The 14,462-nt window shown below is 53.9% G+C and carries 15 protein-coding genes; 10 read left to right on the top strand and 5 right to left on the bottom strand.

The genetic code is table 11. The features are described 5' to 3' along the window. Positions 1 to 25 precede the first annotated feature (25 nt). Positions 26 to 370: an avidin-fold protein gene (locus LDB05_RS22310; RefSeq protein WP_226008053.1), complete on the bottom strand. Its 345-nt coding sequence runs from the start codon at positions 368 to 370 to the stop codon at positions 26 to 28. 290 nt (positions 371 to 660) lie between these two features. Here LDB05_RS22310 and LDB05_RS22305 point away from each other — a divergent pair, with 290 nt between their 5' ends. The 6 genes from LDB05_RS22305 to LDB05_RS22280 all read left to right on the top strand — a co-directional run bounded on the left by LDB05_RS22305 (position 661) and on the right by LDB05_RS22280 (position 6,003). Next, on the top strand, positions 661 to 1,317 hold the full coding sequence (locus LDB05_RS22305) for a helix-turn-helix domain-containing protein (protein WP_226008052.1): 657 nt from the start codon (positions 661 to 663) through the stop codon (positions 1,315 to 1,317). Positions 1,318 to 1,390: 73 nt separating this feature from the next. Beyond that, entirely contained in the window at positions 1,391 to 1,741 is a 351-nt protein-coding gene (locus tag LDB05_RS22300; protein WP_226008051.1) for a DUF7344 domain-containing protein, read from the top strand. Positions 1,742 to 2,434: 693 nt separating this feature from the next. After that, a complete protein-coding gene (locus LDB05_RS22295) occupies positions 2,435 to 2,899 on the top strand; it encodes a MaoC family dehydratase (RefSeq protein ID WP_226008050.1) in 465 nt (154 codons plus the stop codon). Between the two features lie 534 nt (positions 2,900 to 3,433). Next, positions 3,434 to 3,796: a hypothetical protein gene (locus LDB05_RS22290; RefSeq protein ID WP_226008049.1), complete on the top strand. Its 363-nt coding sequence runs from the start codon at positions 3,434 to 3,436 to the stop codon at positions 3,794 to 3,796. Between the two features lie 208 nt (positions 3,797 to 4,004). Beyond that, entirely contained in the window at positions 4,005 to 4,961 is a 957-nt protein-coding gene (locus tag LDB05_RS22285; protein ID WP_226008048.1) for a sensor histidine kinase, read from the top strand. A gap of 292 nt (positions 4,962 to 5,253) precedes the next feature. Then, complete coding sequence (locus LDB05_RS22280; RefSeq protein ID WP_226008047.1) at positions 5,254 to 6,003, top strand: proteasome assembly chaperone family protein; 750 nt, start codon at positions 5,254 to 5,256, stop codon at positions 6,001 to 6,003. 338 nt (positions 6,004 to 6,341) lie between these two features. Here the strand turns inward: LDB05_RS22280 and LDB05_RS22275 are convergent, their stop codons facing one another. The 3 genes from LDB05_RS22275 to LDB05_RS22265 all read right to left on the bottom strand — a co-directional run bounded on the left by LDB05_RS22275 (position 6,342) and on the right by LDB05_RS22265 (position 8,030). Further along, positions 6,342 to 6,620, bottom strand: coding sequence for a hypothetical protein (locus LDB05_RS22275; protein ID WP_226008046.1), 279 nt, complete (start codon positions 6,618 to 6,620; stop codon positions 6,342 to 6,344). A 399-nt stretch (positions 6,621 to 7,019) separates the two neighbouring features. Further along, positions 7,020 to 7,394, bottom strand: coding sequence for a DUF7344 domain-containing protein (locus LDB05_RS22270; RefSeq protein WP_226008045.1), 375 nt, complete (start codon positions 7,392 to 7,394; stop codon positions 7,020 to 7,022). A 147-nt stretch (positions 7,395 to 7,541) separates the two neighbouring features. Beyond that, the gene (locus LDB05_RS22265) at positions 7,542 to 8,030 is read right to left on the bottom strand and encodes an Lrp/AsnC family transcriptional regulator (protein ID WP_226008044.1); all 489 of its coding nucleotides are present in this window, start codon (positions 8,028 to 8,030) and stop codon (positions 7,542 to 7,544) included. Positions 8,031 to 8,124: 94 nt separating this feature from the next. On the opposite strand from LDB05_RS22265, the gene LDB05_RS22260 reads away from it, so the two are divergent. The 4 genes from LDB05_RS22260 (at position 8,125) to LDB05_RS22245 (ending at position 9,920) form a co-directional block, all read left to right on the top strand. Further along, positions 8,125 to 8,778, top strand: coding sequence for a helix-turn-helix domain-containing protein (locus LDB05_RS22260; RefSeq protein ID WP_226008043.1), 654 nt, complete (start codon positions 8,125 to 8,127; stop codon positions 8,776 to 8,778). A gap of 77 nt (positions 8,779 to 8,855) precedes the next feature. After that, a complete protein-coding gene (locus LDB05_RS22255) occupies positions 8,856 to 9,197 on the top strand; it encodes a HalOD1 output domain-containing protein (RefSeq protein WP_226008042.1) in 342 nt (113 codons plus the stop codon). Positions 9,198 to 9,301: 104 nt separating this feature from the next. Beyond that, positions 9,302 to 9,586 (top strand): hypothetical protein, encoded by a 285-nt coding sequence (locus tag LDB05_RS22250; protein ID WP_226008041.1) that lies wholly within the window; start codon positions 9,302 to 9,304, stop codon positions 9,584 to 9,586. An 85-nt stretch (positions 9,587 to 9,671) separates the two neighbouring features. Continuing rightward, a complete protein-coding gene (locus tag LDB05_RS22245; RefSeq protein ID WP_226008040.1) occupies positions 9,672 to 9,920 on the top strand; it encodes a hypothetical protein in 249 nt (82 codons plus the stop codon). A gap of 1,212 nt (positions 9,921 to 11,132) precedes the next feature. Here LDB05_RS22245 and LDB05_RS22240 read toward each other — a convergent pair. After that, a complete protein-coding gene (locus LDB05_RS22240) occupies positions 11,133 to 14,318 on the bottom strand; it encodes a PAS domain-containing sensor histidine kinase (RefSeq protein ID WP_226008316.1) in 3,186 nt (1,061 codons plus the stop codon). Positions 14,319 to 14,462 lie beyond the last annotated feature (144 nt).

The following is a 14,462-nucleotide window of genomic DNA, read 5'->3' as shown; positions in this document are numbered from 1 at the left end:
GTATCGGTCAGGGCAGAGGTTTGTTTCAGGAGAGCTCTTCGAGCACTGACTCGCCACTGCCATCCCGCGATTCCCACTCCCACTCGTCTTCGATACGCACGCGACCGTCGTCAAGCAGTTCGACGGTACCTACGGAGTGGCCACTCGCAGTTTCGTGCTCCGAGTTGATTTGTGAATACCTGATGTCCCACTCACGACCATCGAACGTCCCAACGAGATGCCCATCGACGATGTCCCCACCTGAATAGTGTGCGTAAATCCGGTGGCTCTCTTGCTCAAACTCGAAGCGGGTATCCCCACTCACTTCGCCAGCATCGGTATTTGCAACGCCAATAAGCGTCCGGCCATCGAGAGGGATGTCCTCTTCCATAGACTGGTGCACCATCTATGAGGTCAAAAAAACGCCGAACAGAGGCGCTGACTACATCCTCTGTAGTCAGCACGCCGTTTCTGACAGTGTTTACGCAGAATGAGCAGCCGCTGCTGAATAGAATGCGCAAATGCAGCCGAGACCCAGCTCGATTTACGAAGGTCGTGATCGCTCAGTACAGAGCGAATTTATCGTTTCAGATAGCAGTCGCGTGTCTCTATGTGAAATTGCGTTTTTCGATTATTTGTATGGCTACTATTACTTTACTGGGGTGGAAGACTGACTCGATAATGGCTACCGAAGCGACGTTTACGATTCCGTCCGGCCAGTTCCCCTTAGGAACCCTGTTCGAACAATTACCGGAAGTGATTGTCGAACTGGAGCGAATTATTCCGGCCAAAGATGTTATGATTCCCTATTTCTGGGTTCGCGGGACTGATGTTGACGACATCGAGAATGCGTTTGTCGAACATCCGGGCGTGGAGAACATCCGGTTCGTCGATTCCGTTGTTGACGAGCATCTGTTGCGCGTCGAGTGGGAGATGGGGTACGACGGCGTTCTGAGCGCGCTGATAGAAACGGGGGTTACCCCTATTAAAGTGGTCGGCACCAACGAGCAGTGGACGTTCGATATTCAGGGTGACGACCAACGTGCCATCGCGGCGTGTCAAGAAAAATGTCGGGATTTAGGCATTTCGACGACGCTCACCAAATTGCACGCGCTCACACCCATCGACTCGGAGGCTGAAACCACACTCACCGACACCCAGCAGGAGGCACTGGTGCTCGCGTACAAGCGAGGGTACTTCAACACACCCCGTGACGTGACGATGGCAGACCTCGGCGACGAACTCGGCATCACACCGCAGGCCGTCGCATCCAGACTCCGGCGCGGAATCAAACACATCCTCGGAAATACGCTATCCGACGTATCGGCTCCCCCTTGAGAGTGGGTTTAAAAGCGCATTGGCCATTAAAACGTGTGAGTGATTCGTGTAGGCCTCTGAAGATGATAATGTAATGAGCGAAATTCCCATCCCGTTCGACACAGTTCTTGACGTCTGTGGACACAAGCATCGCCGTATCGTCCTTGCGACACTCGCAAATCAGCAACAGTCAGTCTCGAAAACTGACCTTACAAGCGCAATCGCCAAACACAATCATCACATGCCACTGGCAGAGACTGCTGACGAGATTGTCACACAGATTCAGACCAGCCTTCAACACGTTCATCTTCCGAAGTTAGCCGAGGCCGGGTTCATCCAATACGACCTTGAGGGGCAAGTGGTAGAGCCAACAGCCCAAGTCGGACGAGAAGAGTCCCACCTTTCGGCAATCCTCGCTATGGATTCTGAGCTTCCAACCATTTGAAGGACACTAACCAGCACACGATAACGACCAACGACGGCACGCACGTGACATACGCTGATTATCAGTTGGGGTTGAAATGGTCTGTGTTGGAGCCGCGATCAGTTCGTACACGTAGTTGCCGTTTAGTACAGGAGCTGGTGTGTTCAATCAGAACTGGTTTAGCTCCCTGTAAAGTTTAAGTAATCTGACGAAGTTGGGAACTCTTAACCTATGGGGGAAGATCAAGATTTTCTCGTGGTCTGCGACCGATGCGGAAACGCATATGCGGCCATGAATACTGACGATGGAGAAATAGTCCCGATTGGTTCTCGAAATGGTTGCAGATGTGGCGGGACATCATTCTCCCGAGTAGACGAAGAAGATTTTGACGAAGCTACTGACGGCAGCTGATCAGTATGCAGATATAGTGAGTGGCTGGTTCACCCGTCTCGACGTGAAATGAACGGCAACCCCGTGATGCATTCACCCTCTGTATCTCGCAAGCCGTTCCTGACCGTATTCTGGCAGAATGTTCAGACCGTGCTGAATACCTAGCGCGTATCTTGCACAGCGGTGTAGTCGATTTTAGGAGGCAGGATCGGTCAAGACGGCTGTTGTTGCTATCTGCTCTCCGTCTCGACTATGAACTCGATTTAATCACCACTGGATTCACTCAGCTATTTGTTCCGGCGTCCATTCTGAAACCCTGTGTCCATGACAGACACTGACAATCGGTACTTCGAAGATCTGGAGGAGGGAGCGACCTACGACTGTGGGAGTATCGAAGTGACTGAGGTGGAGATGCTGGACTTTGCAGAGCGTTACGACCCGCAGCCGATCCACGTTGACGAGGACGCTGCGAGGGAGTCGATGTACGGCGACCTGATCGCAAGCGGGTGGTTAACCTGCGCGCTATCGGCTCGCCTGCTCGTGACGGAATATATGAACGACAATGCAACCCTCGGCGGTCGGGGGATGGACGAGGTCCGATGGCACCAGCCAGTGTACGCCGGAGACACCCTCTCGGTGACGACCGAGCTGGTGGAAAAGCGCACTGGCGAGAACCCTGCGTATGGCCACACGCGGATACTGGTCACGACTACGAACCAGAATGGCGACACAGTCCTGACGATGTACGGACTCGGCATCGTTGAGAAACACGGAGGGTCAGGAGAGTAACACATGGCCTCGCGCCATACTCCCGGTCAGTTGCTAACGTGGCATATCGCCGGAACGGCCGGTCCGTGTGATTAAGCGTGAAACAAACTAAATGATCGTGCTGCAACCATCCTCTATAGTCAGCAGGCATCTTCTGACAGAATTTGAGTAGAACGTTCAGTTTCTGCTGAATACAAAGCGTAAGTAGCTCACGGAGCGCTCATCATGCGTCGTCCAGTCCGTGCCGCAACGCCCGCCAGCCGAACCACAGCATTCCGAGAACGAGCCCTGTCACATGCGTTGAGACCGCCACGCCATTCGGTCGGGGCTCAAGACCCGCGAACCGCTGGACTGTCGCCCACGCGTCTGCGGTCAAGTAAGCCAAAACGAGCAGAATCCCGAGTCCGACGATCACTTCCCTCGCATCAAATAGAGTCGGGTAAAAACTATTTACCGAGGGAAGTGACTAGTACAGAAACAATGCCTGATACGTCTCTGCTATCTCTGTCTCCTAGTAACCGGGTTTCTCGACGGGAACTGCTTGCTACAACCGGTATGATCATCCCAGTTTCCGTTGCTGGCTGTAGTGATACAGTCTTATCGAATGGATCAGAAGGAGAAGGGGATACCATCGAGATCATGGTTGAGAACCGGACGGATGACCGTGCCCAGATCGGAGTCCGAGTTGAGGATGACGATGGAGAGGTGCTATTCAGCCGTGTATACGAGCTTGAATCTGGTCACCTTGACTCCTCTGCTGGAATTGAAACGACCCCGGCAACGGTAACAGCATTCACTCCAGACGGTGTCTCCGCTACATGGGAGTACGCACCTGATCTGGACATGGACTGCGACGGTGAAGATATCGGGCTCACATTACAGTCAGACGGTTCGATTGAATCCTGGTACGCCTGCTAAGGACTGGATCTGAACGTCTACTATAACTGTATCTTGTCCGATTTGTTCTGAGAAAGTTTTTTGATGGCGACAGGGTAGGGGTGAGTCAGAAGGCCGTCAGGTATTTCTCTCCATCATGGCTTCTCTAAGCCGAGTGTGAGCCCTGAAGTTGATCCCAATCTCCTCCACGTCGGATTTCATGCACTGCCGTTCGAGGTTGCACTGGTAGATGAGACGGGTCAGATCGTGTTCGCTAACGAAGCATGGAAAGCGGTTTGGCAAAGTCAACGGTGCGACTCACGACGCCTATTGGATTGGAGAAAACTATCTGACTGTCTGTCGCCAGGCCGACGACCCGGTTGCGACGACGGTTGCAGACTCTCTTGACGCGATGCTCGCTGGCGATCGAAGCCATTTTCGACTGGAGTACCCGTGCCATCCGCCTGACGATCAGCGGTGGTTCCTTCTCGAGGCAACGACGGTCACCCATGACGAGACCCGGTACGCTATCATGGCTCATGTCGATATCACCGCTCGCAAGCAGGCAGAACTCCAGCGAGATACACGGATCGAACAACTGGAAACGATCGTCAACGTCCTCTCTCATGATCTCCGCAACCCACTTAGCATCATCCGTGGCTACACCGAGCAGCTCGGGACAGCAGAGACGGATGGCGATGCAGTTGCAGCTATTCAGGAAAGTATCGGCCGGATGACCGAACTGATCGATACGACCCTCGCATTCGCCCGTACACAGGGAGTGGATGACCTAACCCAGGTCTCACTGGCAACGATCGCTCAGGAAGCATGGGACCAGACGCCGACCGCCGATGCGTCACTGGAAATCGAAGCGTCTCAATCGTTCGTTGCTGACGAACACCTCCTCCGGCAGGTGTTCGAGAACCTGTTTCGGAACGCTGTGGAACATGGTGGACCATCGGTCACCGTCCAGGTGGGAATAACTCGCGGCGGGATATACGTCGAGGATGATGGGCCGGGGATTCCAGCTGAGAAACGTGAACGGTTACAGGACCAGGATGTCTCGCAGGATGCGAAAACCGGTCTTGGCTTGGCAATCGTCCGTGCGATCGTGATCGCCCACGACTGGTCGTTCTCCATACACGAGGGGCGGGACGGCGGTGCCTGTTTCGAGATTTCCGGGATCGACTCCATTGAACAGGTCTGAAACCGGCGTCGTCGATTAGGAGAGGCCGCGGATGGCGAGGAAACAACCGAGATAGACGTGGCAGAGCCGCCGCGGGGTGAGACGCAGGACGAGTATTTCTACGTGGAGTTTCTGGACGAGTAGACATTTTCTTGTGGATCCCGTGGATCGGATTCACCACGGGGTAAGACACAGGAAGACTTCTTCACACCGGAGAATCAGGACACGTAGTGCTATACAGGAGAATGAGTGGCCGCACGAATCTACCGGTGCCCCGTACGCATATCTGACTGGTCGATGTAGGTCGCCAGGCATGACTCCAGAGACTCCTGACGTAACATTTCACCGGTCAGCCGACTTTGATGCGGCGGCACCGACACTGATCGAGGGACTACCAGGGCATGGATTGGTTGCTTCGATCGCTGTCGATCAGATCACCGACCAACTGGGCCTTGAGCAGTATGGGGCGATCCGGTCCGATACCTTGCCACCCGTTGCTTCCTTCACGGACGGTCTGGTCCAGGACACGGTACGCGTCTACGGTGGTTCGGATCCTGATATCATGACGTTGCAGAGTGATGTCCCGATACCAGAGGACGCGTTCTCCGATCTGAGCCAGTGCGTACTGGAGGAGTTGGTCGAGGACTTTAACCGGGCGATCTTCCTTGCTGGTGCACCGGCCCAGTCCGAGGAACAGCAGGGCAACGTTGTCGGCGTGGCAACGACCGAGGACCTGAAAGCAGAACTCGAGGAGGCGGATATCGCACTCGCAGAGGAAGACGGTGCTGTGAGTGGCGTGACCGGTGCACTCATCAATGCGTGCTATCAGGCGGATGTTCCGGCAGCGCTGCTGCTCGTCCGGGCGGACCCACGGCTCCCGGATCCGGCCGCGGCCCGGTCCGTGATCGAGAACGCGCTTGAACCGCTCGTTGAGTTCGAGATTGACACCAGTGAGCTACAGGAGAAAGCGGAGGAGATTCAGCGCCAGAAACAGCAAGTTGCACAGCAATTACAGCAGGCGCAGGGCCAGCAGGAAGAACCCGTCCGGGGCATGTTTCGATAGGAGAGCATTTCGATCGGGGGAGATCACGCTGTCCCCGGTATTTCGGTTACTCGATCGCATACGTCGCGATTTCTGATCCACCGCATGCCGGACAGTACTCTGTTCGCTGATCCACAGTCGTTCCACAGTGCCGGCACTCATGGATCACGTCCGCGTATTCGGGTTCATCTGGACGTCTCGGTTTCCCATCTATCGAAACCGCTCGTTTCAGCCGCTCCCATCCCCCCATATTAAATCACTCGTGCCTGTTTCACCAGTAACTCGGAAAAGCGTTTCGCTGATCTCTCTACTCGCCGTCCTGCGATATTCGTCTTAATAATACGGAGCGGCGTTTCGACTCAGATGTCTTCAGGTGGCTCGGTGACGCGGAATTCGCTGTCAACCTCGTAGAGGTAGCCACGCTCGAGCAGCCGCGTCAGTGCATGGTCAGCATCCCCCTGTTCAAGCCTGATCTCGTCAGTGGATCGCAGCACTTCGATCGCCTCGTCACGAGGAATCGCCAGGACGTGGCGCTGACTTTCACCGTGTTCCTGCCTGGTGATGTGATCGCAGAGGATATTGTATGCGTCCAACACCCAATCGGGGAGCGGTGGACGGGGATCAGTGGCCAGGGACATCTGTCAGATCACCTGTCAACAGACCGTTCCAGATGATCGGGCTTAACTATATCCCCGATCTGGCTGCCAGCTCTGGACTTGTAACTGTTCACAGACTGACCGAGTATGAATGGTGTCACGTACTAGTATCTCAGATTAGCATGAAACCGCAGCACGATTTCTTAATCTAGAACTGCTCGCGAAATACACGTTCAATATAGTAGGAGGACTTGCTGTCGATATTACTAAATCGTTTCTCTACTCGGATGCGTTAAACACTCCAATGAGATCGGAGAAACGGATTTATCGGAACTGAATGAAAATATAATAGTGTCGATAGCAGACTATCTCTCGCAATAGATTCGGTCAGTTGTGTCCGCGGTCGCCGGGGTCGCGGATACCCCGATCAAGTGAGAGATGTCAGTGAGAAACCGCCGACAATTGAACAAGGAAAGGCTCCATCTGGCTGAGTTCCTCTGTTGGCTCCACGACATTCCGGTCAATATCGTAGATGACAACTCCTGCCTCAGCCAGTTTTGGAATGTGGACGTGATGGAGATCCGCGTGAACTTGCTTCACCTTTTCGCCGGGAATCTCCGTGATTTCCTCATTCTCCTCCCATTCGACAACCTCGTTCCGGAGATCGGAGAGGGTCAGTGCCCGGTCGTGAGTGAGGAGCAAATCGAGGACTGCGCGACGGCGATCGTGAGAGAGTAGAGTAAAGATTGTGTCGAGTGACAGGCTGTCTACCCGGGAAGCCATCTCACTGCCTTCATTTGGGGATTCCGTAGTCACATAGGGAATAACGGCTCGAATGGACAAGGACATTGGGGGATCCGCTGTCCTTAGGACTGGGAATTTCACAGGAAATCGCAGAAGTAGGAGCGGTTTTAGCAGTTCAACGAGACACGGCTTAGAGCAGCATCTGTATCTGGAGGGAAGCTACTCCCCGTCTTCGCCGGTACTGGGTGCAGGGCCGAAATGATTGAAAGGTTGGACTTTCTCATCCTTCACAACCTCGGTACTCACAATTTCGAGACCGAGATCATCAATTTTCTCAGCAACAGTATCGACTGCAGCTGAATCCTCAGCGATAGCCTCAATATGAAGGTTATTTGACCCAGTCATCATCTCCCGGACAGTAACTGTTCCAACTATCTCTAAAGCCTCTTCAGCGAGTTCCGCACGCTCGGCCGGTGGAGCCCGACAAATGATGAACAGATGGAGTTGGTAATTCGCTGCTTCATAGTCGATGTGGGGATGGTACCCTTGAATCACCCCCGATTTCTCTAAATTCTCGATCCGGTTCCGGACGGTACTGGCAGCGACGCCTGCTGCCTCGCCCATCTCTTCGGCAGTCGTCCTTCGTGCATCTTCTTGGAGTTCATGGAGAATTGCTCGATCGACCCCATCAAGCTCTATTTCAGGCATAGGCCTTGTAACAGCGTCTCATCAAAGAACATTTTCTGTGTAGCACTTCTCACATCAGCGACTAACTCAAAAGGGAGCACCGCTAATCGAATCTATGACCATTGAAGCCTCGTTCACTATCGATCAATCCGACTTCCCACTAAGTGCTGTTTTTGAGCAATTACCTGACTCCACGATCGAACTGGATCGGGTTGTCCCAACGAGTGAGGCTGTTATCCCCTACTTCTGGATTCATGCCGATGACACCGCCAAACTTACAACAGACCTGAGTAACGATCTCGGGATTGATCAGGTGAAGGTAATTGATGAAGTGGAGGAGGAACAGATGTTTGTTCGGATTGACTGGAACCTCGCCCATGAGAGCGTTCTCACGGCGGTTGTCAATACTGATGTCAATCTTATCTCAGGCATTGGAAATAATGAACAGTGGACATTCGAAATCCGTGCAGATGAGCAACAGGAAATATCGGACTTTCAAACATATTGCCAAGATAACGACATTCCAATCGAACTTACTCAACTCCACGCTCTCTCAACACTCAAGTCGGATCGAGAGTATGATCTGACAGAGGGACAACGCAGTGCACTAGTACTGGCGTACTCCCGAGGTTACTTCGACTCACCGCGGGGTGCCACACAAGATGATCTCGCCGACGAACTCGAAATCAGCAGACAAGCGGTTTCATCACGGTTGCACCGCGGTCTTCGACGGCTCGTAGCGAGTACCCTGATAACATCTGACGAGTGACGATTATCTACGTATATAAAAGGATGTTGCGCGAGTAAAATCCAGCGTCAAACCCGTAGAGCCCCTCTATTCTGGTGATGCAATCCTCCCAAAATGCGATCGGAGCCGTCGAGATCGTGTCCTCAATGGACAACGTTGAGTTTGACGTGGACGAGGACACCTTTCGAGCGGAGTACGACAGCAGTCGTGATCAGCCAAGTCTAGCAGTAGTTGCCGCGGTAGCTGGGGTCAGCAATACAGAACCGGAGGAACTGACGCCTCTCCATTCGGTGGTCAATACAAGTGCGCTCAATGACCTATTCTCCCCGACAGGCAACGCACGCCAGAGAAACGGCTGTCTCTCATTCTCCTATGAAGGGTTTGATGTGACCGTATTCGGCGAAGGAACAGTCGAGGTCAGCCCTGAGGGGAATGCGTAGTCTGCACCCCTTTAGTCCGAACACGTCCAGACGATTTCGATGTCACATCGTCCGAGAGAGGAACCTCGAAAATACCAGAACGAACTTCGGGAGAGGAATGGAGAATGACAGTAAGTGAACAGTCATCTGAGCATAGCGAGCAGTTGGTAACAACTCTTCGAAAGCAAAAGGAGCGGGTGGTTTTGGCACTCGTAGAGGAGAAAACGATAGACACTACCCCAATTCTTCGGGGCGATGAATCCCTTAGCACTGAGGGTTACGTCACCCTCGTCTACGAACTACATCACGTCGAACTGCCCGAATTAGAAGCTGATGATATCATCCAGTTTGACCATCATCAGGACGAGATAACACGAGGAAAACGATTCGATACTCTATCACTCGAATAATAGTAAAAATTTTGTCAATACTTATTCCAGTAAGGAGTATAGCAGCCAAACGCCCCCGGCCGGTTTCATAGAAGGACTAACTCACATGGATGACTCGGTTGACCGCCCCGGCCCCGAGTCGGATCGCATCGTTGAACGAGAGGAGACGTACGATCACGAAGAACACGGAATCGTTGAAGTCACAGGAATCTGGAGGGGTGTCAAACAAGTCGACACCGCCCGGAATACAGATCAAAAGGACGTGATCATTGTGCGCTACTCGGCTAAGCAGGAGGGCGAATCAATCGATGAACTTACCGACACATTAGATGAGTTCATCGCTAATATCGATTGAGAAGTGGATCGAGGGCTTTGTCAATTAGTTCAGTCTGGTACTTTGTACCTGATCGGCGAGTATCGTACACCTTGATGCCCTAACCGCTGTTATACATACCCAATCCAACATATGTCTCGGGTTGCCGGTTGCATCATTCCGGTTTCTCTACCAACTACATCCCACTCTTGAACCCGCCGCGAAATGGTGACAACCGGGCATTACAGATAAGGTATATAAAGTATTTAACAAGTAATTGTAGGAAGGACCAGTTGTGCCTACACCGCCCTCTATTTCATCAGCACACTCGGTATCTGAGTACATCACCGATGGCGCTCATATCGCCGCGATCCTGCTGATCTGGGGTGTTATCGCGGCATTCTTTACGTACGGCGTGAGCAACTGGGGTGGTACCGGGGGCCTCTTAGAGACGTTCGGTCTACAGATCGGAGCTCTTGTCGCGTTAGCAGGGTTGCTTAACGCCATCCTTTTCGTCCTATATCGGTCGATTGATTACTAGCACCAGTACATGTACCACCTCTAGTAGCTCCTGAAAGACCAGTACAGAGACGATCGCACGACTGGGAAAACGCTTTCAAGGGCTACTATAGGAGTCGGTTAGTTAGCATCTCTACTGAACAATCTTTTGTTGCTACCCCTGTAATAAGGAGCCAGGTTACTCCTCTTGTGTTCACAGCATCCTTTTCTGTGGCATTCGCCGATTCAGAGGCAATGAAGGGTGGGGAACGCAATCGACTCGTGGCAGCGTGCGAAGACTGCGGGTCGATGTATGCGGCTTTCAAGCGACCGAACGGTGAGATACGACCGATCGGGAACCGGAAGGGATGAGAGATATGCGTCCTGCGGGGGAACAGAGTTCAGGCCGTTCCCAACGTTCTCGGACGAAACCAGAGAAGCGAATGCTGACTGACCAGTATCTCCCAACTCCTGTAACCACGGGGGAAAGACTCTTGACCAGTTCATCTCTGAAACGGTAGGTCGGACAGGGAGAGGAGATCTGAGGTGCCTCTGACGGTGACAGGGGTGATCTCGTGTCGATTGAGATGGTGTGGTGGTGAGAGGGGGATACAGGGCGGCTCTAGCCAGGCACAACGTGGGATTCAGGGTTATGCTGTGGCACTCGGAAAATCTCTCTCAGCGGGTGATGAAGGTTTCTATGAGGGATACCTATACCAACCAGAGATTGCAGCCTGTCATCTCAATCCGGCAGGATCACGCTGCAGGTAGTGTGAACGAGAACGTTGTTCCCTCACCTGGTTCGGAGTCGACCCAGATTTCGCCACCGTGGCGTTCGACGATCCGCTGAGAGAGTGCAAGCCCGATCCCGGTACCCGGATGCTCCTCCCGGCTGTGAAGCCGCTGGAACACCTGGAAAATCCGGTCCTGATCCTCAGGGTCGATCCCAATCCCATCGTCACGAACTGAGATGACGTATTCCGATCCATTCTGCTCGGCTGTGATCTGGATTTGTGGTGGCTCATCACCGCTGTACTCGATCGCATTACTGACCAGGTTCTGGAAGACTTGCTGGAGCTGGCTATGATCGCCATGGACCTCCGGCAAGGAGTCTGCTGTGATCTTGGCATTGCTTTCTTCGATCGTCATCTGGAGGTTCTCACGTGTATCTTCAAGGACATCCTCTAAATCGACCGGTTCGAACGGGTCGCCCTGTGTTTCAACTCGTGAGTACTGGAGCAGGCCGTCGATCATCTCACGCATCCGCTCTGCGCCATCGACAGCAAATTCGATGAACTCTTCCGCATCCTCGTCAAGGTCGTCAGCATAGCGGCTTTCGAGCAGTTGCAGGTAACTGGTGACCATCCGCAGCGGCTCTTGCAGGTCGTGTGACGCAGCGTAGGCGAACTGTTCGAGGCGTTCGTTGGATTCTTCGAGCTGCCGTTGTGTCTCTTTGAGTTCCGTGATATCTTGGACGACGAGCATCCCCGCATAGATTTCATCGTCGGCGTCCCGGATTGGCAGCGTATAGGCGAGCAGGTGGCGGTTGAGATACTCGATCTCGAACGAGTTCGCCTCACCGTCGAGTGCATCGTGGAAGTACGGTTCGACTTCCTCGACAATGTCGGACGGATAGAGGTTGGAGATACGATTGCCGACCCGGTCCTCTGGATCCACGCCGGTTGCATCCATAAGTTCGCCGCCAGCAGCCGTGTACCGGAGATCGTCGTCGAACAACGCGACGGCACCGTTCGGGAAGTTCTCGACAAGCGTCCGGTATCGGCGTTCACTCTCCTCGAGTTTGCGCCGGTTCTTCTTGCGTTCCGTAATATCGCGTAACACGCCGATCCGCTGCTGGTTCTCTTCATTCTGTGAGAGTGGTGTGAAGGAACCTTCGACCGGAACGTGGCGGCCGCTCGCAGTCTCAATCGTTCCCTCCAGCGTCGGATCGGTGACATCGCCCTCTGCAAGTCTTTCCCGTAACTCACGTCCTTGCTGGATCGTCTCCTTGTCAACGACCAGTGATGCGTGCTCACCGATCAGTTCATCACGATCATAGCCAGTGAGCTCTGAATACGCTTCGTTGACCATCGTGAACCGCAACTCGTCATCAAGGACGTAGATCGCGTCGTTGATTGTCTCAACAATGGTTTCATACTTTGCCAGTTCCTGCTCGTATTCGACCTGGTCAGTCACATCGCGGAAGTAGATCGACAGACCGGACTCAGATGGGTAGACATTGAACTCTAACCAGGCGTCGAGTTCATCCCCGTACACGTTGAAGCTGACTGGCTCCTGCGTCTCCATTGCCGTCTGGAATTCATCCCAGTATACGCCCTCTGTCGCCTCGGGGAACACGTCCCAGACGTTTCTCCCGAGCAACTCCTCTCTGGGTTGTTGCATGATGTCGGCGGCCCGCTCATTGAGGTGCGTGAACCGCCACTCGTCATCAATCGCGTAGAAGGCGTCGGAGATCCGCCCAAGGATTTCGTTGAGTTCGGTCTCAAGTTCCGTCTTCCGCTGCTCAAGTTGTTTCTCCCGTTCTTTGAGTGCAGTAATGTCCTTCGCGGCCGTGACAACACGGTCGACCGATCCGTCGGATCCGAAGAGCGGGGCCGCGTTTACCCGGAACTGCATTGGGTCGCTGTCCGGTGGGTCGATCGTGAGTTCTTCGTCGAACACCGGTTCTCCGGTTGCAAGGACACGGGCAGACGGCGTTTCCTCTGGGGAAACCGGCTCACCATCTGTGTCGTAGATTTCCCAATCCTCGGCGTCGTCCGGTTCCTCGATGAATTCCTGTTCAGAGAGGCCAAGAACATCCTGTGCCCGCTGATTCGCCATCACTGTCTTCCCGTCAGCGTCCTGCACGGCAATGGCGACCGGTGCCGTCCGTAACAGCTGTTCAGTTTGGTTGTACTGGCGGCGGAGTTGCTGTTCGCGTTCTTTCTGCTTGGTGATATCGTCAACAGAGACGACGACTCTCGGTTCGTCATCTTCCTCGGAGTCGAGTGGCACGGCATTGAGCGAGAGCCAGCGTCGACCGATCTCCGGGAGTTCAACCTGGCATTGGTAATCGTAGACCGGGTCGCCGGTATCGGTGACCTGTGTCCACGGCCACTCCTCAACCGGAATTGGCTCGTCGTCAGCGTCGTAGATCTCCCATGAGTCGACACTGTAGTCCGGGAGTTCTGTGTCGTCACTACCGATCCGGTCGAGCATGCGCTGGTTTGCGCGGACGAACTCACCGTCACCGGTCACCACACAGATACTGGCCGGGACGGTCTCGAGGATCTGTTCGGTGAGATCGCGTTCTTGTCGGAGTTGTTGTTCGTATTCGCGTCGTTCGGTCATGTCACGCGTGACCTTCGTGAACCCTCGAAGTGTACCGTCATCGTCACGGATCGCAGTGATGGTGACGTGCGCCCAGAACCGGGTGCCGTCGCTGCGGACGCGCCAGCCTTCATCTTCGGTACGACCTGATTCCGCTGCTGCCTCGAGGTTCTGTTCAGGGACTCCGTCAGCGGTTGCAGTATCCGTGTAGAAGGTGGAGAAGTGTTCGCCAACGATCTCGTCCTCTTTGTAGCCCTTGATCCGTTCAGCGCCCTCGTTCCAGCTGGCAACGGTGCCGTCAGGATCGAGCATGAAAATCGCGTAGTCCTTGACAGCGCTCACGAAGGACGCAAACTCCTCTCTGTCGATCTGGTCAGGTAGCTTCCTGGATTCGGGCCGCCACCAGACCCGTGTGCCATCGCCGATCTGTCTGCTCTCGATTTCACCGTTATCGGCAAGATCCTCTAAACTATTCTGTGCAGTTTGCCGCGGACAGTCGAGGGCTTCGGCGGTTTCGTCAGCAGTGATCGGTGTCGACGGCTGATCGAACTGAGTAAAAACACCCCGCACCTCCTCCCGAGTGACTTCCGGAGTTGAACCGGGGAATCCCATGGACTCGTATATAGACCTGCCCCGGTAAACGCTTGGCGTTGAGACAGAGATGATCGCGGAGAAGACATGTCCACTAAGTGTGACCGGGAGGTTGCGGTAATCCGGGAAAAGGATCTGGAACTGGTGAAACTGTGGCAGGATGCC

The organism is Natrinema salinisoli, assembly GCF_020405205.1.
Classification (GTDB): Archaea; Halobacteriota; Halobacteria; order Halobacteriales; family Natrialbaceae; genus Natrinema; species Natrinema salinisoli.
This window is presented reverse-complemented; position numbering and strand designations above follow the sequence as displayed.